Source organism: Halobacillus salinarum (genome assembly GCF_022919095.1).
GTDB lineage: Bacteria > Bacillota > Bacilli > Bacillales > Halobacillaceae > Halobacillus_B > Halobacillus_B salinarum.
Map to the genome: position 1 here is coordinate 2,532,017 of NZ_CP095073.1, position 20,260 is coordinate 2,552,276.

Below are 20,260 nucleotides of genomic sequence, written 5' to 3' on the forward strand. Positions count from 1 at the left end.
TTTTATTAGTAACGGAAGGAGAGAGGAGAATAAATTATTTCCATTGCTTCATTTCAATCTATATTCTTTACTGCATGTTTTTGTAGCCATCGATCTCTCTCTAACTGCCAACGTTACTCCAACATTCAAATTTCTTTCATTCCAATGCTCCATCACCTATTATGAAAGCTGTAAGAACATATCCAAGCTCAACCAACATTGAATTCAGCTTGTCCAAAGAGGAAGAAGGAGGTACATCCATTGAAAATGAAAGGAGTCATATTCGTCTTACTCGGCGCATCATTTTTTGGACTGACCCCTATCTTTGTCAAGACCGGTTTTGAATATGGGTACACGCTTGGCCAGTTAAACATTACACAAATGTTGATCGCGTTCTTTTTATTATGGGGATTGAGCTTCGTTTGCATAGGGAAGGTGAAAGAACTTTCCACTAGAGGGGTTATTAAAATTCTGATTACAGGATCATTCGTAGGGCTTACGAGTATTTTTTATTACGGAGCTATGCAGTTTCTGCCTGCATCATTAGCCATTATCCTCCTGTTTCAATTTGTGTGGATCGGCATGATTTTTGAATGGATTTTCACAAAAATAAGACCAACAAAAGTAAATCTTCTATCTATGGTCATCACATTAACCGGCGTAGTTTTTGCTTCGAATGTAGTAAATGGAAAGATTACTGAAATGCCTGGAATCGGTCTTTTCCTAGGTTTACTGGCAGGGGTCACTTATGCTGGGTTCATATTTTTCAGCGGACAGGCAGCTGAAGGAACGCCCCCTTTGCTTAGAGCGGCCCTCATGATAACAGGGGCCGCCATCCTTGTTTTTATCATTTTCTATAATGACTTCTCAATGGTGGTTACCAATGATGGACGCTTATGGGCGGTAGGAGCTGCCATCGCAGCTGTCGGAGCCATTCTTCCCCCTTTACTTTTTGCTGGAGGTGCTCCCTATATTACGGGAAGACTAGCCAATGTTTTAAGCTCGGTCGAACTGCCGGTCGCCATTATTTCTGCGATGATCGTCCTCTCTGAAAGAGTAACTTTTCTTCAGTGGATCGGCATAATATTAATAATTAGTGCTATCTTTGTCAATGAACTATGCGGCCGATTTACGAAGAAGAGCTTCACTTTTACTAACATGAAATAACACTAACCATTGTAAATAAAAAACACCGCAGCAACAGGTCAGTTAATTCTATGAAAATAGAGAGGAAGGCCGCTTTGTTGATTAAAATAAATGATCTAAGCGATACTCTGGTAAAAGAGTTGGTTAAGGAACACTTAAACAATATGGCTGTCCATTCTCTGCCCGAAAGCAGACATGCCCTGGATGCCACCGAATTAATAAAACCAGATATTTCTTTCTATTGTGCCAGGGAGGGCATCCATTTAGCTGGGTGCGGGGCACTTAGAGAGCTCGATGATACACATGGGGAAATTAAATCTATGAAAACAGCTGACCATTACTTAAGAAAAGGGGTTGGAAAGCAAATACTCACTCACCTCATAAATGAAGCAGAAAAACGCAGTTACAGCCGTTTAAGTTTAACCACGTATAACCGGACAGCCTTTTCATGACAAAAACAATCCATTAAGATTTTTCGATACGGTGTTTTCATGAACAAAAACCATTGGGACTACACCCCCAATGGTTTTCGTAAGAATTTATTCTCTGCCACGTGATCGCTGAGCCTCTGCATCGTTGTCATAAGGGTACGTAACCGTTCTTTCACTCGCTTGATCCAATTTTTCCATAGATGAAGCCTGCAATTGCCACCCAGACGCTCCCAAGTTTGCCTCCAATTGCTCCATCGTTCTTGCACCAATGATTGGAGCTGTGACACCAGGCTTCTGTAAAAGCCAATTAAGAGCTGTCTGAGCAGGAGTTTTTTGTTCAGCTTCCGCCACTTCAAATAGCGTATCAATAACTTTCCACGTGAATTCATTATTATAGTTGCTCCAGCTTTCTCCCCAGCCTTTTTCCTCAGCAATGCTGATTCGGGAATTGGACGGAGGCTCAGTCATATCACGGTGAAATTTACCGCTTAACCAACCGCCGCGAAGGGGACTCCAAGGAATTACACCAAGTCCTTCATGCTGGCACACGTCTATTAATTCCCATTCTGTCGCACGTGTTAACAGGTTATACTGCGGCTGCAAGGATGCGAAAGACTCCCAGCCTTTTTGCCGGCTGAGATCAACGGCTTTCTGCAGCTGCCAACCTTTAAAATTACTCGCCCCAATATAACGAACCACTCCTTCTTTGACGAGTTCATTTAAAGTGGCCAAGGTTTCTTCAAGCGGAGTTTGTGGATCCCAGGCATGGACTTGATAAAGATCAATATAATCGGTTTGAAGCCGGTGGAGACTCTCTTTGATTGCTTTCATTATATGTTTTCTGCTCAACCCAATGTCATTTGGGCCCTCTCCCATACCAAAGCGCACTTTAGTGGCAACTACGTAATCGTCCCGCTGCTGATTTTGCAGCCACTTTCCAACAATTTGTTCAGAGGCTCCCTGGGAGTACACGTCTGCTGTATCAATGAAATTACCGCCTTCGGCTTTAAAACGATCCAAAATTTTAAAACTGTCTTCGTCACTGGTCTCTCTTCCAAGGGTCATTGTACCTAAGCATAAGTCACTAACTCTAAGTCCCGTCTTTCCTAAATACCTGTATTCCATATTCATTCCCTCCCGAATGGTTAATTTTCTTGATTTACATAGTCACGCCAATTATGAACAGGCTGCCAGTTCAACAATTTTTTCGCTTTTTTATTGGAAAGTAATGTTTCGAAACCGCTTACTTCATCACGTATATCGTGAACATCCGGATAGATCCGTGCCATTAATTCCTTGCTTTCAATATCCATGCTTGTGTCATCTGCAGCAATATTAAACGCTGCAGCTCCTAAGCCCTTCGTTTCGACAGCTGCTCTAAATGCCGAAGCAGCGTCTCTAGCATCAATATAACTCCATAGAATCGTCTTTCGTTGGTCTGCATCGTGAATAAATTCAGGGAAGCGGCTGTACATTTCTGGTGTAATAATGTTGCCTAATCGGAGGGAGGCGACAGACATCCCGGTGCGCATATGGATCATGGCTGCATTCTTTTCATTCACAATTTTAGACAACCCATAACTATCTTCCGGCAGTTGAGGATGTTCTTCATCTACTGGCACATACTTCGGCTCCAGATTGTTTTTTGAAAAAACTATTCCATAAGAGGATTCGCTTGACGCAATAACTCCTTGTTTAATACCTAGAGCTCCTGCGGCTTCGAGTATATTGTAAGTACTCATCACGTTATTCCGAAAAGTCACTTCATTTGGATGTGAATAAGCCACAGGTATTGCCCCTGTATGTACAAAAGCATCCGCACCTTCGAGAACTCCATACACTTGACCCAGGTCGGTTAAATCAGTAATGACTGTTCTGCACGACGGTTCTTCCGGCACCTTCAAATCAGCATTTATCACTTCATAGCCATGATCAAGGAACTCTTTTATGACCCATGGCCCGAGCCGGCCGCTTCCGCCGGTAATGACAACTTTACTCATATTTATACCTCTCTCCTTATATGTGTCATTAATCTCTTGTACTATTATCGTATAACTTTTTCAATATTTTTAAAGTACTGAATATTTTTTGATATAATTAACACATTCTCAGTTACTACATTTTTTTTAGTAACTATATTTGTGAAAGGAGAACTGCAATGAATCAAGTAAAAGAAGAGGAGATAGAATGCTCGATCGAAAAGGCGTTGAATATTATTGGTGGAAAATGGTCGTTTCTCGTATTGAAGGAACTATTTGATGGAACGAAGCGGTTTGGAGAACTTCAAAAAGAAATAAAGGATATTAGTCCGACAGCGTTAACCAACACGCTTAGACACTTAGAAGAAAACACTATTCTGACTCGAAAAGCTTATGCAACGGTTCCTGTCACAGTGGAGTATTCCTTAACTGAAAAAGGGGAGGAGTTACATAAAATATTAAAAGAAATGAAAATCTGGGGAAGTAAATGGGGATAGAAGGGTGAACACCTCTTATTTTTTAAAGGCTGTCCAGCTGGCAGTCTTTTTTTATATCCTTCAGTTTAGATTTCGGACAATGATAAAACAAGTTAAACATAATTTTATTATGTTAACTAAAGGTTTTCATTCATTACTAGGAATAAATATACAATTATTTGTGTTTTCTGAAGTATTGAAAAATTTGTCGATTTCTATATAGTAGAAGATAACCATTTTATCACTAATATACTCTAGGAGGGAACGCGATGGAGGAACGTAATCAAACCGAACAAAAGAAGAAAGAGAACCACACAGGAAAAGTACCTCATATTTATGTAATTTTATTCATTATGATACTGCTTGCTTCCATAGCAAGCTACATCATTCCGGCAGGTTCATTTGAACGTGTTAAAAACGAAAGCGGTGCTGAAATTCTCCAGCCCGGAACCTTTAAATTCATTCATTCTGATCCTATCGGCATCATGGATTTTATGCTTTCGATACCAGAAGGCCTTATACAATCCGCTGAGATTATTTTTGGGATTTTGATGATCGGAGGAATGTTTGCCGTCATTGAACGAACGGGAGTAATCGATGTAGGAGTAAACAGGCTTGCTCATGCATTTTCTAACAAGGGTGTTTGGATTGTTCCGACATTAATGGTACCTTTCGCTCTTTTCACCACTTTTACTGGACAAGTCGAGCTTAGCCTTGTGTACCTGCCCGCAATTCTGCCGCTGATCATAAAGCTCGGCTTTGACAAAATTACAGCTGCTGCCATTGTCCTCGTCTCAACGATTGCTGGATTTGCCATTGCTCTAACGGTGCCTGCGAACCTTGGAACAGCACAAGAAATTGCTGAACTGCCTATATATTCCGGGATTGGTTACCGCATTTTTATCTTTATTATCATATTGCTTCTTGGAATTGTTTTCGTATGGAGATATGCTAAAAAAGTATATGACGACCCTGAAAAAAGTATGGTCTACGGTGAAGCTTCAGAAGAACTCTCCATAAATGAGGATTCATCCTCTCCACAAAAAGCAACGAAGCGCCAGAAGATGGTATCTTTGACCTTATTGATTTTCTTTGCCATTTTACTATTTGGGTTACTTAAATACGCGTGGTACTTCCGGGAATTAACAGGTTTATATGCAATTATCGGTATAGTTACCGGCCTTGTTGCAGGTCTCAGACCGAGTGAAATTGCCGAATCATTCAACACAGGATTTCGCAAAATTTTACTCGGGGCCCTTGTAGTAGGGGTAGCGAGAGGAATTGCTGTCGTAATGACAGAAGGACAAATCATGGATACGATCATCTATGGTTTTGGCCAGCTTGTCAGCGTAATCCCTGATTCTTTGACAGCTGTAATTATGATGTTCATTCAAGGATTGCTTAACTTTCTCATTCCATCCGGAAGCGGCCAGGCAATGGTATCCATGCCGATAATGAGTGGCCTCTCAGACATCTCAGGTGTGACCAGGCAGACTGCGGTTCTTGCATTTCTGATGGGCGATGGTTTTTCCAACATTTTTTATCCTACCTCCGGCTATTTTATGGCTACACTTGTGATCGGGGGAATCCGCTGGGAAAAATGGATCAAATTTATTTTTCCTTTACTCATTCTCTGGTACGGGGTATGTATCGTATTTTTAGTCATTGCCCAATTTATTAATTACGGGCCACTATAAAAGGAGGCATCACCAATGGAAAGTCAGCTGTTATTAAAAGATTATGACCAAACACTTGATAAAAATGGGTTGAGTGGAAAAAGGCTGGCAGAGAGGCTGGCACGTCTGTCAGAGATTGGCTTAACCCCTTCCGGCGGCTCACACCGCCTTGGCTTTTCTAAAGAAGAAAGAGAAGCAAAACGGCTCGTGATCGATTGGATGAAGAAAGCAGGACTTGAAGTAAAAGAGGATGAGGCAGGGAATGTGTCAGGACGTCTTCAAGGTGCAGATGATAATGCTCCAGCAGTCCTGTCCGGCTCTCATGTAGATACCGTACCAAACGGCGGTCACTTCGATGGGACTCTCGGAGTGCTCGCCGCTCTAGAAGTAGTAGAAGCATGGAAAGAGACCGGATTCAAGCCTCCAGCTCCTTTTGAAGTGATCATCTTTTCTGATGAAGAAGGTTCAACGTTTAACCAGGGATTTACCGGCAGTAAAGCCATGGTAGGAGATCTTGACGAGAGCGTAAAAGAACTAACGGATCTAAACGGTGATTCTTTTGAAAACGTATTAAGAAGCGATGGGCTTTCAGCAGACAATATCCCCCTGGCAGCACGTCAGTTCGACACGATGAGAGCATTTCTGGAAGTTCATATCGAACAGGGAAAAAGGTTGGAGAAGGAAAATCTGCCCGTCGGGATTGTTACAGGAATAGCTGGACCTTGCTGGGTTAAGTTTCAATTTACTGGGGAAGCAGGGCATGCAGGAAACACACCGATGGATGACCGCCAGGATGCTTTAGTTGCTGCTAGTGAATTTATTTATGTTGTAAAGAAACTGCCTGAACGTGTAAGCTCTACAGCTGTAGCTACAATAGGGAAAATCTCCAACCATCCGAATGGTGTAAATGTCATTCCTGGAGAAGTTGAATTATTTGTTGATATTCGTGATATAGATGAAAGCGCACGTGATCAGCTTGTTAGAATGGTTATTGAACTGGGTGAAAAAGTGGCTGCAAAGAATGAGGTTTCCATGGAATACAAGGTAACGAATCAAGTGAAGCCTATTCCTGTCAATGATGAGCTTGAAAAAGTGATGATAAAAGCTGTAGAAAAAAGTGGGTTGAATACTTACTTTCTTCCAAGCGGAGCAGGACATGACGCGATGGTGCTCGGAGCTCACCTCCCTATGGCAATGCTGTTTGTAAGGAGCAAGCAGGGGATCAGCCACAATCCGGATGAATGGTCCTCGCTCGATGACTGTGTCCAGTCCGTTCATGTCTTAAAACAAGCAGTCGAGTTAATTATGGCAGCTGATGCATAACATCGTCATTTAAACGTATAATGAGACTCAATAAAAAAGTAATCCGAACTATGATGTGAACCCTGTCGAGGGACTTCATTATAGTTCGGATTTTTTGCGGCTGAAGTACTGATTGGAAAGCTTTATGGGGGTTCAGGATCCAAATATATTGTAAAAAAAATGGACCTTTGCTAGAATCAAGTGAACTGAGTGCTTGACGGAAACAAGCTGGAAAGGTGTTTGAATGCTATGTTACATAATCCAACCGGTAAAGAACGACTAGGATTAGCTTTTCTTCTCGGGATGCTGGGGATCTTAGGACCGCTGAATATTGATATGTATTTACCCAGCTTCCCTGGGATTGCATCAGACTTGAATGCAAACGCTTCGCTGGTACAGCTGAGCTTAACGGCCTGTTTGATCGGGCTTGCTGTCGGACAGATCGTCGTTGGACCTATTAGTGATGCACAAGGAAGAAGAAAACCTTTGCTCGTCTTTATCTTTTTATTTGCCGCAGCTTCGTTTTTCTGCGCCCTTGCCCCTAATATCACCGTGTTAATTACTGCACGTTTTATCCAGGGTTTTACTGCTTCTGCCGGTATTGTACTATCAAGGGCTGTAGTAAGAGATGTATTCGATGGCAGAGAACTGACTAAATTCTTTGCGCTTCTAATGGTAATCAATGCTACCGCGCCGATGATTGCCCCAATGACCGGGGGAGCGATTTTACTGCTTCCTTTTGCTTCTTGGAACACGATTTTCTATTTTCTATGCCTGCTTGGTCTATTAATTGTATTTGTTATTTTCATGAAATTAAGAGAGACACTTCCCGAGGAAAACAGGATTCCAAGCTCGCTCGGAAGTTCCTTACGAACCATTGGAAGTCTCCTTAAAGACCGCTCCTTTATTGGATATGCACTTACGATTGGATTCGTACATGGAGGCAGCTTTGCTTACGTGTCCGGCACTCCTTTTGTATATCAGGAGATTTACCATGTCTCTCCTCAAGTGTTTAGTATCTTGTTTGGAATTAACGGGCTTGCCATAATAACCGGCAGTTTTCTTGTAGGGAGGTTAGGCGGCATCGTTCATGAGCGGAACCTGCTGAAAACAGCAGTGATTACTGCTGTTAGTGCCACTTTTGTTCTCCTTATCATGACTATCATAAAAGGGCCGCTTGCAGGGCTTGTTATCCCGATTTTCATATATATGACCTCCATGGGGATGGTGTTAACGAGTACATTTACTCTGGCTATGGAGCACCAGGCACATCGTGCGGGAAGCGCCAGCGCCGTATTAGGGATGCTTCCATTATTATTCGGTTCGATCGTCTCTCCACTCGTTGGTATCAATGAGTCTTCAGCCGTGCCAATGGGGGCGCTTTTATTTACAACAGCGTTGATTGGATCTATTGTTTTCTTTAGTTTAACGGGGAAGATGCAAATAGAAAAATCTAATAAGCTATCATTGAATGAAAACTAACTGAACTTGTACTCAGTAAACTTCTATGTTCTAATAAAAACCAGGAATCTTATATACCTTCACTAGGGGAGCCGCGTACTTTCGGCTGAGAAAAGCACAAAAGCTTTGACCCTTATTACTTGATCTAGGTCATACTAGCGTAAGGAAGTGAAGCGAGCCACTTGCAACCGCAATCTTGTACACTTTTATCTACAGCTCGCTCCTTCGTTAAAGGAGCGGGCTTTTTTCATGAAAATAAACAGAGTCATAAACTCCCGAAACAGAGAGGCCGGTCGTTATGATTACTTTTCTTATTATAAATGGAGGTGAATAAATGAAAGAACTAACTGAATTATTATCAGAAGTGGAGAGAAGAGAGAATGAATTGTACCAGCTGTTATCCGACTTAATCTCCTATCCAACTGTAAGTCCTCCTGCAAGAAACACCACAGAAGCCCAGGATTACGTCAGTGATTACCTTAGGAAAATAGGATTTTCCATTGAACAATGGGAGCTGTATCCTGGAGATTCTATTGTGGCAGGAACAAAACTCGGAAGGGATGAGGATAATGCTGGAAGCCTGATTCTGAATGGACATCTGGATGTAGCAGCTATTGAAGAAAATGAACAATGGGATTTTGATCCTTTTACCTGTGCAGTGACGGAGGAAAAGATTTACGGACGCGGCACGGCAGATATGAAAGGAGGAATGGCCGGGATTTTATTTGCCTTAAAACTGCTTTATGAATGGGGGATTGAACCGCTTGGCACGGTATATGTGCAGTCTGCGGCAGGAGAAGAAGTTGGCGAAGCCGGCACAAAATCCTGCTGTGAAAATGGATATCACGCTGATCTTGCCTTAGTAGCAGATACAAGCAACTGTATGATTCAAGGTCAGGGAGGGGTGATTACAGGTTGGATCATCCTTCAGAGCCCAGAAACATTTCACGATGCCAGCAGACGATCGATGATCCATGCTGGAGGCGGTGTGCACGGAGCAAGTACAATTGAAAAAATGATGAAAATAATAAGCGGGCTGCAGGAGCTTGAAAAGCATTGGGCTATTACAAAAAGCAGTCCAGGGTTCCCTCCCGGGTCCAATACGATCAATCCTGCTGTTATCGAAGGAGGCAGGCATCCTGCGTTTATTGCGGACCGGTGCGGACTTTGGGTCACAGTTCATTATTATCCTGAAGAAAACTACAACGACATTGTTCATGAAATCGAAGAGCACCTTTCCCATGTAGTTCAAGCTGATCCGTGGCTCAGAGAACATCCTCCTGCATTTCAATGGGGAGGGAACTCGATGATCGAAGAAAAAGGAGAGATTTTCCCTTCCTTTTCTGTCGACCGTCATCACACAGGGGTTGAGATGCTTGCTCATGCCCACGAGCTTGTGAACCAAACACCTGTACAATTCTCCATGTCGCCGACTGTGACCGATGGAGGATGGTTGGCAGAAGCAGGTATACCAACGATTTTATATGGCCCTGGAACCCTGGAACAAGCTCATGCGGTCAATGAATCTATCGACAGAATTCAGCTTCTTCAGTTTACAAAAACAATGGTCGCTTTTTTATATCGTTGGTTTTTGAATAGTGAAAAGAAAGGATGATGACTCATGTTTACAGATCGGCTGTTCGAGAAGACAAGTACAATTTGGGAAAAGTATTTAGAACATCCGTTTGTTAAAGAAATTGGAAAAGGAAGCCTGGATCTGGATAAATTTCAATTCTTTATGGAACAGGATTACTTATATTTAATCGATTACTGTAAAGTATTTGCGTTAGGAAGTGCAAAGGCGAGCCGTTTAGAAGTCATGACTATCTTTTCTGATTTGCTGCATTCAACCCTCAATGAAGAAATGGAGCTGCACAGACAATACGCAGAAAAATTAGGTATGACAAGAACACAGCTGGAAAACAGTACCCCTTCATCCACCTTGTCAGCTTATACAAGCTACATGCTTCAAAAATCCTATCAAGGCTCTGAGGCTGATGTTGCGGCCTCTGTTCTCGCGTGTACTTGGAGTTATAATTTCATCGGATTGAATTTAGCTCAAACAGAGGGTGCGACCGAGCATCCATTCTATGGCGATTGGATTAACATGTATGCTTCCGACGAATTCAGCCAGCTCGCAAGCCAAATGAAACAGCTGATGAACGAGCTGGCTGAAGAGAAACCTGAGCGGGAAAAAGCAGAATTAGAAGCCATATTCGTGCATTGCAGTAAACTGGAGTATTTATTTTGGGACATGGCGTATGATAAACAAATGTGGCCGCAAGAAATCAGTTCGTGAACCCTAAGTAAAAGGTCCAAATCAATCATTTGGGCCTTTTACAATTTCATCGAAGCGTTTGCAAAAGCTCCATCAAATAAGATATCATAGTACATGAAACTGATTTCACATTTTGATAAAAGAGGATGTTATAAAGATGGCAACGATTTCAGATGTCGCTAAGTTAACCGGCTTGTCCAAATCTACCGTATCCCGAGTGATCAATAACCATCCGTACATTTCCAAGGAAAAGAGAAAACTGGTCGAAAAAGCGATGGATGAACTAGGTTACCAGCCAAACCCTTCAGCCAGGCGGCTGAGAGGACAGCTGACAAGCACGATCGGTGTTGTTGTACCAAGGATCGCAAACCCTTTTTTCTCTTATCTATTAGCTTCGATTGAACAAACCGCTTTTCAAAACAACTACCAGGTCCTCATGTTTCAAAGCAACGAAAACAAAGAAAAAGAAGTTTATTTTCTTAACTTATTAAAAACGAAACAAGTGGATGGTCTTATTATGACTGCGGTTGAAAATGACTGGAACACCATCGAGCCTTTTACAAAATACGGACCGATTATCCTCTGCAATGAATATCTCAGTTCAGCTAGTATTCCGATGATACGTGTCAACCAAACCAAAGGCGCGTATTTAGCTGCCAAGCATTTCATTGATCAAGGGCACACGAAAATCGCCTATTGCACCGGTGGGTTATTTGCTGACGACGGTAAAGATAAAGATCGAAACAAAGGGTATCAACAGGCCCTTGAGGAAGCAGGAATTCCTCTAAACCCTTCGTGGATTTTCATCAATAAGCATTCCATTGAGGATGGAAAAAAGGTTATGAAAGATATCATAGAGCTCAAAGACAACCCCACCGCTATTTTCACAGGCAGCGATGAAATAGCAGCAGGTGTTATTATCCAGGCTAAGGAACTCGGCTTGAAGGTCCCGGAAGATATCGCCGTCATCGGATTTGATGATCAGCCCAGCGCGGAAATGCTGGACCCGAAACTAACGACCATCCGCCAGCCTATTGAGCAGATGGGACAAAAAGCAGTAGAGGTACTTCTCTCTTTGCTGAATAAATCAGAACCCGAAAATAAGATGCCGGAACTTCCTGTTGAGTTAGTCGTCCGCAACTCTACGTAAAGCTGTAAATAAACTAATAAAATCAACCCTTGAAACCGATACCATATTTGAATATACTAGATAGTAATTACGACTATTATTTTTTACTCATTTATGAAACCGTTATCACACATAACAGATAAACCCTACAGTCTTTAAGCAAGTTATTTTTTGTGGTTAACTGAAACCGATATCATATCTTAGAGGAGGAATCTTTTATGAAAGGGATAAAACTATTGTCGTCGCTTTGTTTGTCTAGTGTTTTACTTGCTGGGTGCTCATTTTCTTCAGGTGGGTCAGCTGATGTTTCCGGAAATGATCTATCCATTGAAATATTTCAAGGTAAAGTAGAATTTAATGACCAATTCAAACAGCTTGCGAAAGAATATGAAAAAGAAAACCCGAATGTAGATATTAAAATCACTAGTGTAGGTGGCGGTTCTGATTATGCAGGCTCACTTAAAACAAAATTTGCTTCCGGAGATGAACCTGAAATATTTAGTATTGCAGGACCTACCGAAGCCGCCACTTACGACAAATATCTGGCTGATTTATCGGATACTAAGGCAGCTGAGCAAGCACTTGATGGAACACTTGACCCTGTATCAAAGGATGAAGAAGTCCATGGCCTGCCGTTCAATCAAGAAGGATACGGATTGATCTATAATAAAGAAATATTCAAAAAAGCTGGAATCGATGCAAAGCAAATCCTGACTTATGAGGATTTGGAAAAGGCTGTCAAGAAGCTTGACAGTAAAAAGCAGCAACTCGGAATTGATGCAGTCTTCGCGTTTCCTGCAAAAGAAAAATGGGTACCCGGCAACCATTTATCTAATGTTTATCTGGCGCCTCAATTTGACCAGAAGGTGCTTCAGGCATTTCAATCAGATACCGTTGAATTTAATAAAGGAAAAGAATTTCAAAGAATGATTGATTTGCAAAGCAGCTATTCAATTCAACCAACCTTGAACCTTGACTACTCTCAGCAAGTGGAACAGTATTTTTCTTTGCAGAAGGTGGCAATAATTCAACAGGGAAATTGGATTTATCCTTCCGTTGAACAAATGGATGCCGACTTTGCTCAAAATGGAATGGGGATTATCCCGATCCCTGTAAAAGGTTTTGAAGGCAAGCTTCCTGTTGGAATTCCTAATTACTGGGCTGTGAATAAAAACAGTGATGCAAAAACCATTCAGGCTTCTAAAGATTTCATTGACTGGATGTACACCTCAGAAACCGGAAAAAAAGCCGTACTTAAAGACTTTAAATTCATACCTGCTTATCAAGGATATAACACTTCCGATATTTCTGATCCTTTGTCAAAAGAAATCTATCAGTATGCATCGGATAAGAAAACAACCGGATGGGTGTTTCTTGGCTATCCTGGAACATGGGGAGATTACTTGGGAGCGAACGTCCAGAAATACTTAAGCGGTGAAATCAGCTGGAGTGAACTGGAGCAGGATTCAAAAAATAAATGGCAGGAAATGAGAAATTAATTTACGAAAAGACGCGTCCGTTAATGAACGCGTCTTTTCCGCTCTCTTAAGTAAATAACTATCATAACAAGAGAGAATGACTATTGAGATTCAAGCATTGACTTAAAATCACTTCTTCATGGTTGCTCGGACAATTCCCTGGCAGTACAGCTGGGGAACTATGTAAATCTCAATAATTGTTGAAACTCTGTCCCCTACCTAGTAAAGTATAGTGCATATCATCAGGATGAATTTTTTTAATAAGGGAGATAGCTATGGGCAGGAATTCTAGAAAAATAGATATTCTTACAGCAGCATCTAAAATTGTAAGTGACCGCGGGATCTTTAACCTGACTTTGGAAGCTGTAGCTGAACAAGCTGGGATTAGTAAAGGCGGTCTGCTTTATCATTATCCTTCCAAAGAAGCTTTGGTGAAGGGAATGGTAGAACATTTAGCCAGCAATTATCAGGAAAAAATTAAGAATAATGCTGAGCAGGACCCGGTGGAAAAAGGAAGGTGGACACGCTCTTTTCTTGATGTCACCTTTAATCAAAGCTATGAAAACAAAGACATGAATGCAGGTTTGCTTGCAGCCAAAGCGGTGAACTCGGATTTACTTGAGCCCATTCGTCAAGCTTATAAAAATTGGCAGCATGAGATTGAGAATGATGGCTTGGACCCGGTTAAGGCAACGATCATACGTTTAGCTATCGATGGAATCTGGTTATCAGAGCTGTTTGATATTTACCAAATTGAGGAAGATAAAAAAGATAAGGTATATTCAACGTTAAAAAGTTGGGCAGAAGAATAACGATAGACACGAAAACCACATCCTAAATCAGGATGGTGGTTTTTTGTTTCATTCAAGAAAAGCACGAAAAAATGAAATGGAAATCGTGACGATTGAAGAACTTGTGCCAGAAAACCAAAGAAGTAAAAGGGAGTGAGACCGATCGGGAGAGTGGTTATTGATAGGGGAAAATAGGCCGGAAGGTTTCTTCTATTTCGATCATCGTCATTTCAAGTCAGACTTATCTCAAAGTGCTGCTTGTCCATTCCTCCTAACCTGTACCCAGAATAAGAACCATCAGCAAACGATCTGCCTGTCAGAATATGAAGAAGACTCTCCTCCATCTAGCTAGAGGGAGCGAGGTCCCTTTCACTCCTGCGGAAGAACGAGTGAGCCGAGATTGCCGATCGTGGGTTTCGCGAGGAAGCTCGGGCGCGCGTGTCTTCGAAAAGGGAAGGGACGATCGCTCCTGGCGGTAAGAAAAAAATTGTAGAAAAACATGGGGTTTCTCTACAAGCTGAAAACCTCCATCCTAAATCAGGATGGAGGTTTTTTTATTCGAATGTTTGATTAACACAGCATGTACAATTTATTTAGTTTTTTTGTACACGTCTAATTCCTTTCACAATGGGCATTAGAGAATAATTTTTGGAACGTCAGCTGATTTTTTACGAGGGAGAAGGTTGAAAGGAAACCGTCTGGATGGTACAGTTTTATTTGTGTTAAAAAACCGTCTGGATGGTATAGTAAAAACAGAAAAAGCCAATTATCGCTTAAATAGATTTTTTAAGGAGGAATAACAGTGAGTCAGAAAGTGTTATTAACAGCTGCTGTAACTGGAGCCGGAGATACTACAGAAAAAAACCCGCATGTACCAGTTACACCGAAGGAAATTGCTGATGCAGCCATTGAATCTGCAAAAGCTGGAGCATCCATCGCTCACGTACACGCTCGTGATCCACAAACCGGAGGGATCAGCCATGATGTAAATCATTACCGTGAAATCGTGGACCGGATTCGTGAATCAGAAACAGATGTCATTATTAACATTACTTCAGGAGGCGGAGGAGATTTCATCCCTAATTTGGCTGCTCCTGCTGCCGGAGGAGAGGGAACGGATATCCAGCGACCTGATGAACGTCATCAGCCAGTTGGGGAACTGCTTCCAGAAATGTGCACCCTGGATTGCGGGAGTACCAATTTTGGAAACATGATCTACATGAGCCCGACAGACTGGCTGAGGGAACAGGCCAAATTAGTTCAACAGAGCGGCGTAAAGCCAGAACTGGAATGTTTTGATACCGGCCATATCCGTTTTGCCAACCAATTAATAAAGGAAGGTTTGGTGGATGGTGAACCGATGTTCCAATTCTGCCTGGGGATTCCGTGGGGAGCAGAGGCAGACGCTGAGACCATCTTATATATGAAAAACAGGATTCCTGAAAACGCCCACTGGTCCGCATTTGGCATTGGACGGATGCAAATGCCGATAGCTGCTCAGTCCGCATTGCTTGGCGGAAATGTAAGAGTTGGGCTTGAAGACAATATTTATTTACAAAAAGGAGTTTTAGCTAGAAATGATCAGCTGGTAGATAAAGCTGTCAGCATGCTTAACAGCAATGGTTTAGAAGTGTACAGTCCTGCAGAGGCGCGCGAAGAATTTAACTTGAGAAATCCTCATCAAGGGGGAAACAACTATGAATGAATCCATTAAAAAAGTAGCAGTCATCGGCACCGGAGTGATTGGCAATGGCTGGATTGCAAGATTTCTATCCCAAGGGTATGAGGTTACTGCTTTTGATCCTGCTGCAGGTGCAGAGGAAAGAACGAGACTGGCGGTGAACCATGCATGGCCGTCTCTGGAAGAACGCGGACTTGCGGCAAATGCTTCTAAAGACCGCTTATTTTTTAAAGATGACTTAGCAGAAGCTGTGTCTGGTGCTGATTATATTCAAGAAAATGTACCGGAACGTGAAGAACTGAAAAAAAGCGTACTGCATACTATTGATCAGCATGCAAGAATGGATGCCTTGATCGGATCCAGCACATCCGGAATAAAACCGAGCATTTTGCAATCTGATATGATTCATCCGGAACGCTTCTTTGTAGCGCATCCGTTTAATCCAGTTTATTTACTGCCACTAGTAGAGGTAGTAGGCGGTGAACAAACCAATAAGAAAGCACTTGAACAGGCCGGCCGCTTTTTCTCTTCTATCGACATGAAACCATTGACGATTCATAAAGAAATCGATGGCCATGTCGCGGATCGATTAATGGAAGCCTTATGGCGTGAAGCTCTTCACTTAGTTAATGATGGCATTGCAACAACAGAAGAAGTAGATAAAGCCATTATCTACGGGGCGGGCTTACGCTGGGCGCAAATGGGACCATTTCTTACCTTCCATTTAGCCGGCGGTGAGCAAGGCATGCGTCATATGCTGGAACAGTTTGGTCCAGCTTTAAAGCTTCCTTGGACGAAGCTGAAAGCCCCTGAACTAACAGAGGAATTAAAAGAACGGGTCATCTCTGGATGTGAAGAGTATGCAGGAGACCAATCCGTTTCTGATCTAGAAGCAAAGCGAAATGAATTTTTAGTTAAGCTTCTTGCGCTTGTAGAAGAATATTGGCCGGAGGAATCCCAAGCAAAAGCAAACATCTAGGGGAGGTAAAGGAATTGTTTGAGACAAGCACCTTATTCACTACTCAAGTTAGAGAAGACTGGGTGGACTATAACGGGCACATGAACGACGCCGCCTACGCTGTCGTATTCAGTCAAGCCGTTGACCGATTTATGGAAGAGATCGGGTTGGACGCAGGCAGCCGCGAGCACCATCAATATACAGTGTTCACTTTAGAAAATCATCTATTGTATTTAAAAGAAGCGCATAAAAACGAAGAGCTTCATGTTTCTATGCAGTTGATCGATGAGGATGCAAAGCGGCTCCATGTTTTCTTTGAAATGAAAAATACTCAAGGGGACATCCTTGCAACCAGCGAGCAGATGCTAATGGGGATGAGTACTTCTTCAGGAAGCCCTGCTCCATTTCCAAGTTCTATATCTGAATTCATTCTGAAACTGAGAAGGAAACATGAACATTTGGATGTGCCGAAACAGATAGGGAGACAAATTGGGATCCGTCGTAAACCCTAGTCCCTAAATGAAAGAGGAGAATGTTTATGAAAAAGATCGAAGTTCACCAAATGACGAAAATTTTCGGTGCTCACCCGAAGCAGGGAATGAACCGTTTGAATCAAGGAGAATCAAAGGAAGAAATATTGAAAAATACCGGATTAACCGTAGGAGTTAACCAAGCGTCTTTCTCAGTAAACCCAGGAGAATTTTTTGTGATTATGGGATTATCCGGAAGTGGAAAATCTACGTTAATCCGACTTGTAAACCGTTTAATCGAGCCTACAGCTGGAGAGGTTTACATCGACGGTGAGGACCTTACAAAAATGAATCAAGCTTCTCTTATCGAAACGAGGCGCAAAAAGCTGGGCATGGTTTTTCAGAAGTTCGGATTGTTTCCTCATCGAACCGTCCTGCATAACGTTGCCTACGGCTTGGAGATCCAAGGTATAAACAAAAATGAGCGGGAAAAAAAAGCACTTAAATCAATTGAAGACGTCGGATTAAAAGGGTATGAAAACAGCTATCCGAATGAATTGAGCGGTGGCATGCAGCAAAGAGTGGGACTGGCTCGGGCGCTTGCTAATGATACAGATATTTTACTTATGGACGAAGCATTCAGTGCCCTTGATCCGCTTATCCGAAAAGAGATGCAGGATGAGCTGCTCCACTTGCAAAAGAAATTAGGCAAGACCATTCTATTTATCACTCATGATTTAGATGAGGCTTTAAAGCTTGGAGATCGAGTAGCCATCATGAAAGATGGAGAGATCGTTCAAGTGGGCACGTCCGAAGAAATTTTAGAAAATCCTGTCAATGATTACGTGTCCAGCTTCGTTAAAGATGTTGATCGTTCAAAGGTTTTGGAAGCCCATCATGTCATGCAGCGCCCAGAGGTTCTAACCACGTATAAGGATGGTCCTCGTGTTGCGATCAGAAAAATGGAGGAAGCTGGGGTTTCCAGTATTTTCGTTGTCGATAAGAACGATTGTTTTAAAGGCTTATTGACAGTGGATGATGCAATCCGTGCCTACAACGAACAAATCTCCTTAGAAGAAGTTTTAAAAGCGGATGTTTATTCAACCAGCAGGACAACACCATTAAACGATCTGCTTGGGATCGCTGCTGATACCCACTACCCGATTGCCGTAGTCGAAGAAGGAAAACTTGAAGGAATTATATCACGTGTTTCCATTCTTTCCGGCTTAGTGCTAGGGAAAAATAGTAATGAGGAGGCCGAAGTATAAATGAATTACTTTCATCTTCCATTAGAAGAATGGACAAATTCTTTTGTGAATAATTGGTTAATTCCTGTACTAGGAGGATTTTTCAATCATATCAGCCATGCCCTCTCTACCTTCATTAATGCCGTAACGAATGCCCTCGTTTCCATACCTCCGGAAATTATTGCGATTGTTCTTATATTGCTTGCCTGGCGTGCAGCGGGGAAAGGCATGGCACTGTTTACTTTAATCGGCTGTCTTTATCTTGGGTCTGTCAATTTATGGGATGGAGCCATGCAGACTATTGCGGTCGTCATTGTATCGACTCTGCTGTCGATTCTTATTGGAGTCCCAGTGGGCATATTAAGCGCCACAAACCGGGTGATTGATAAAATTGTCCGTCCGATTCTCGACTTTATGCAGACGCTTCCCAGCTTTGTTTATTTAATTCCGGCCATTCTGCTTTTCGGACTCGGAGGCGTGCCAGCCGTGATTTCTACCTTTGTCTTTGCTACTCCTCCAGCAGTACGCATGACAAGTCTCGGCATCAAACAGGTGCCTGGAGACGTAGTAGAAGCGTCTAGAGCCTTTGGGTCTACAAAAAAACAGCTGTTGTTTAAAGTACAGCTGCCTATGGCTGTTCCTACTATTATGGCAGGGATTAATCAAACGATTATGCTTGCGCTGTCCATGGCTGTCATTGCGTCGATGATCGGAGCTCCCGGCCTGGGATCTACTGTTCTTTCTGGAATTTCTACAGTCAACGTAGGACTCGGATTAACCGGCGGACTGGGAATCGTTGTATTAGCCATCGTGCTTGATCGAATTACGCAAGGATTTGGACAAAAAGTTTAAAGGAGAGAAATAAGATGAAAAAATTATTTTTAGGTTTGTTAACAGCATTGTTGATTGTAATGGCTGCGGGATGTTCTGCAAAAAGTGAAGGAGCAGACAATTCCTCAGAGCAAGCTGAAAGCAGTAGTAGTAAAGATAAGACGATCAATTTCGGAGTTACGCCCTGGACAAGCACAGTCCCTCCGACTAAGATTGCCAGTCTGATTTTACAGGACATGGGTTACAATGTGAAAGAAACAAAAGCAAATGTCAGTGGCGTATTTATGGGAATGTCCCGAGGGGAAGTCGATGTATTCATGGATGCCTGGTTCCCTATGCACAAGGTCCAAATGAAAAAGTTCGGAGATAAGCTTGAGCGGACAGCTGTCAGCTATCCGAAGGCGAAAACCGGATGGGTTGTGCCTACTTATATGAAAGACATCAACTCCGTTTCCGACTTGAAAGGAAAAGAAGGTGAGTTCAATAACAAAATGTATGGCATTGAAGAAGGAGCCAGTGCTACAAAAGAATCAAACGAAATGATAGAGGCTTATGGGTTGGATATGAAACAAGTTAACTCATCAGAAGGCGGTATGCTGGCGCAGGCCGATCGTTTAATGAAACAGGAAAAGCCAGTCGTTTTCTTCGGATGGCGCCCTCACACGATGTTTAACAAGTACGATTTAAAAGTACTGAAGAATGACAAAGGCTTTTTTGAATCCTCTTCAGTGGAAGTTGTGACTAATAGCAAGCTCAAAGAAAAAGCTCCCGAAGCCTATGAATTCCTTAAAAATTGGAGCATCTCTATTGATGATGTGGAGCAAATGATTGTGGAAATAGAAGACCAAGGCAAGGACCCTGAAAAAGTTGCCCGTGAATGGATTAACAATCACCAGGATAAAGTGAATAAAATGATGGGCAAATAAGGAACGCCTTACGATAAGAGA

The 20,260-nt window shown here is 42.3% G+C and carries 19 protein-coding genes and 1 riboswitch; of the genes, 17 read left to right on the top strand and 2 right to left on the bottom strand.

What is annotated here, in order from left to right:
• Positions 1-246 precede the first annotated feature (246 nt).
• Together MUN89_RS13045 and MUN89_RS13050 are read left to right on the top strand one after the other, a co-directional pair.
• Positions 247-1,146: an EamA family transporter gene (locus MUN89_RS13045; RefSeq protein WP_244713778.1), complete on the top strand. Its 900-nt coding sequence runs from the start codon at positions 247-249 to the stop codon at positions 1,144-1,146.
• Positions 1,147-1,223: 77 nt separating this feature from the next.
• Positions 1,224-1,577, top strand: coding sequence for a GNAT family N-acetyltransferase (locus MUN89_RS13050; protein WP_244708248.1), 354 nt, complete (start codon positions 1,224-1,226; stop codon positions 1,575-1,577).
• Positions 1,578-1,664: 87 nt separating this feature from the next.
• On the opposite strand, the gene MUN89_RS13055 is transcribed toward MUN89_RS13050, so the two are convergent.
• Together MUN89_RS13055 and MUN89_RS13060 are read right to left on the bottom strand one after the other, a co-directional pair.
• Entirely contained in the window at positions 1,665-2,681 is a 1,017-nt protein-coding gene (locus MUN89_RS13055; RefSeq protein WP_244708249.1) for an aldo/keto reductase, read from the bottom strand.
• Positions 2,682-2,701: 20 nt separating this feature from the next.
• Positions 2,702-3,556, bottom strand: a complete 855-nt coding sequence (locus MUN89_RS13060; RefSeq protein ID WP_244708250.1) for an NAD-dependent epimerase/dehydratase family protein — start codon at positions 3,554-3,556, stop codon at positions 2,702-2,704.
• 158 nt (positions 3,557-3,714) lie between these two features.
• Between MUN89_RS13060 and MUN89_RS13065 the strand changes: the two genes are divergently transcribed.
• From MUN89_RS13065 to MUN89_RS13135, 15 genes are all read left to right on the top strand, one after another.
• On the top strand, positions 3,715-4,032 hold the full coding sequence (locus MUN89_RS13065) for a winged helix-turn-helix transcriptional regulator (RefSeq protein ID WP_244708251.1): 318 nt from the start codon (positions 3,715-3,717) through the stop codon (positions 4,030-4,032).
• A gap of 248 nt (positions 4,033-4,280) precedes the next feature.
• On the top strand, positions 4,281-5,708 hold the full coding sequence (locus MUN89_RS13070; RefSeq protein ID WP_244708252.1) for a YfcC family protein: 1,428 nt from the start codon (positions 4,281-4,283) through the stop codon (positions 5,706-5,708).
• A gap of 15 nt (positions 5,709-5,723) precedes the next feature.
• Complete coding sequence (locus tag MUN89_RS13075) at positions 5,724-7,010, top strand: M20 family metallo-hydrolase (protein WP_244708253.1); 1,287 nt, start codon at positions 5,724-5,726, stop codon at positions 7,008-7,010.
• Between the two features lie 228 nt (positions 7,011-7,238).
• The gene (locus MUN89_RS13080) at positions 7,239-8,471 is read left to right on the top strand and encodes a Bcr/CflA family efflux MFS transporter (RefSeq protein WP_244713780.1); all 1,233 of its coding nucleotides are present in this window, start codon (positions 7,239-7,241) and stop codon (positions 8,469-8,471) included.
• Between the two features lie 54 nt (positions 8,472-8,525).
• Positions 8,526-8,634, top strand: a riboswitch (TPP riboswitch).
• Positions 8,635-8,784: 150 nt separating this feature from the next.
• Positions 8,785-10,065, top strand: a complete 1,281-nt coding sequence (locus MUN89_RS13085) for an acetylornithine deacetylase (RefSeq protein WP_244708254.1) — start codon at positions 8,785-8,787, stop codon at positions 10,063-10,065.
• Positions 10,066-10,071: 6 nt separating this feature from the next.
• Positions 10,072-10,749 (top strand): thiaminase II, encoded by a 678-nt coding sequence (gene tenA / locus MUN89_RS13090; RefSeq protein ID WP_244708255.1) that lies wholly within the window; start codon positions 10,072-10,074, stop codon positions 10,747-10,749.
• A gap of 136 nt (positions 10,750-10,885) precedes the next feature.
• The gene (locus tag MUN89_RS13095; RefSeq protein WP_244708256.1) at positions 10,886-11,878 is read left to right on the top strand and encodes a LacI family DNA-binding transcriptional regulator; all 993 of its coding nucleotides are present in this window, start codon (positions 10,886-10,888) and stop codon (positions 11,876-11,878) included.
• 197 nt (positions 11,879-12,075) lie between these two features.
• Positions 12,076-13,356, top strand: coding sequence for an ABC transporter substrate-binding protein (locus MUN89_RS13100; RefSeq protein ID WP_244708257.1), 1,281 nt, complete (start codon positions 12,076-12,078; stop codon positions 13,354-13,356).
• Between the two features lie 254 nt (positions 13,357-13,610).
• Complete coding sequence (locus tag MUN89_RS13105; protein WP_244708258.1) at positions 13,611-14,147, top strand: TetR/AcrR family transcriptional regulator; 537 nt, start codon at positions 13,611-13,613, stop codon at positions 14,145-14,147.
• Positions 14,148-14,928: 781 nt separating this feature from the next.
• Positions 14,929-15,831 carry a beta-keto acid cleavage family enzyme gene (locus MUN89_RS13110; RefSeq protein ID WP_244708259.1) on the top strand — a complete coding sequence of 301 codons (903 nt, stop codon included), beginning with the start codon at positions 14,929-14,931 and terminating at the stop codon, positions 15,829-15,831.
• On the top strand, positions 15,824-16,786 hold the full coding sequence (locus tag MUN89_RS13115) for a 3-hydroxyacyl-CoA dehydrogenase NAD-binding domain-containing protein (protein WP_244708260.1): 963 nt from the start codon (positions 15,824-15,826) through the stop codon (positions 16,784-16,786). The genes MUN89_RS13110 and MUN89_RS13115 overlap by 8 nt, the downstream gene beginning before the upstream one ends.
• A gap of 14 nt (positions 16,787-16,800) precedes the next feature.
• Positions 16,801-17,277, top strand: coding sequence for a thioesterase family protein (locus MUN89_RS13120; protein ID WP_244708261.1), 477 nt, complete (start codon positions 16,801-16,803; stop codon positions 17,275-17,277).
• Positions 17,278-17,303: 26 nt separating this feature from the next.
• Complete coding sequence (locus MUN89_RS13125; RefSeq protein WP_244708262.1) at positions 17,304-18,503, top strand: quaternary amine ABC transporter ATP-binding protein; 1,200 nt, start codon at positions 17,304-17,306, stop codon at positions 18,501-18,503.
• On the top strand, positions 18,504-19,334 hold the full coding sequence (locus MUN89_RS13130; protein WP_244708263.1) for an ABC transporter permease: 831 nt from the start codon (positions 18,504-18,506) through the stop codon (positions 19,332-19,334).
• A 14-nt stretch (positions 19,335-19,348) separates the two neighbouring features.
• On the top strand, positions 19,349-20,239 hold the full coding sequence (locus MUN89_RS13135) for a glycine betaine ABC transporter substrate-binding protein (protein ID WP_244708264.1): 891 nt from the start codon (positions 19,349-19,351) through the stop codon (positions 20,237-20,239).
• Positions 20,240-20,260 lie beyond the last annotated feature (21 nt).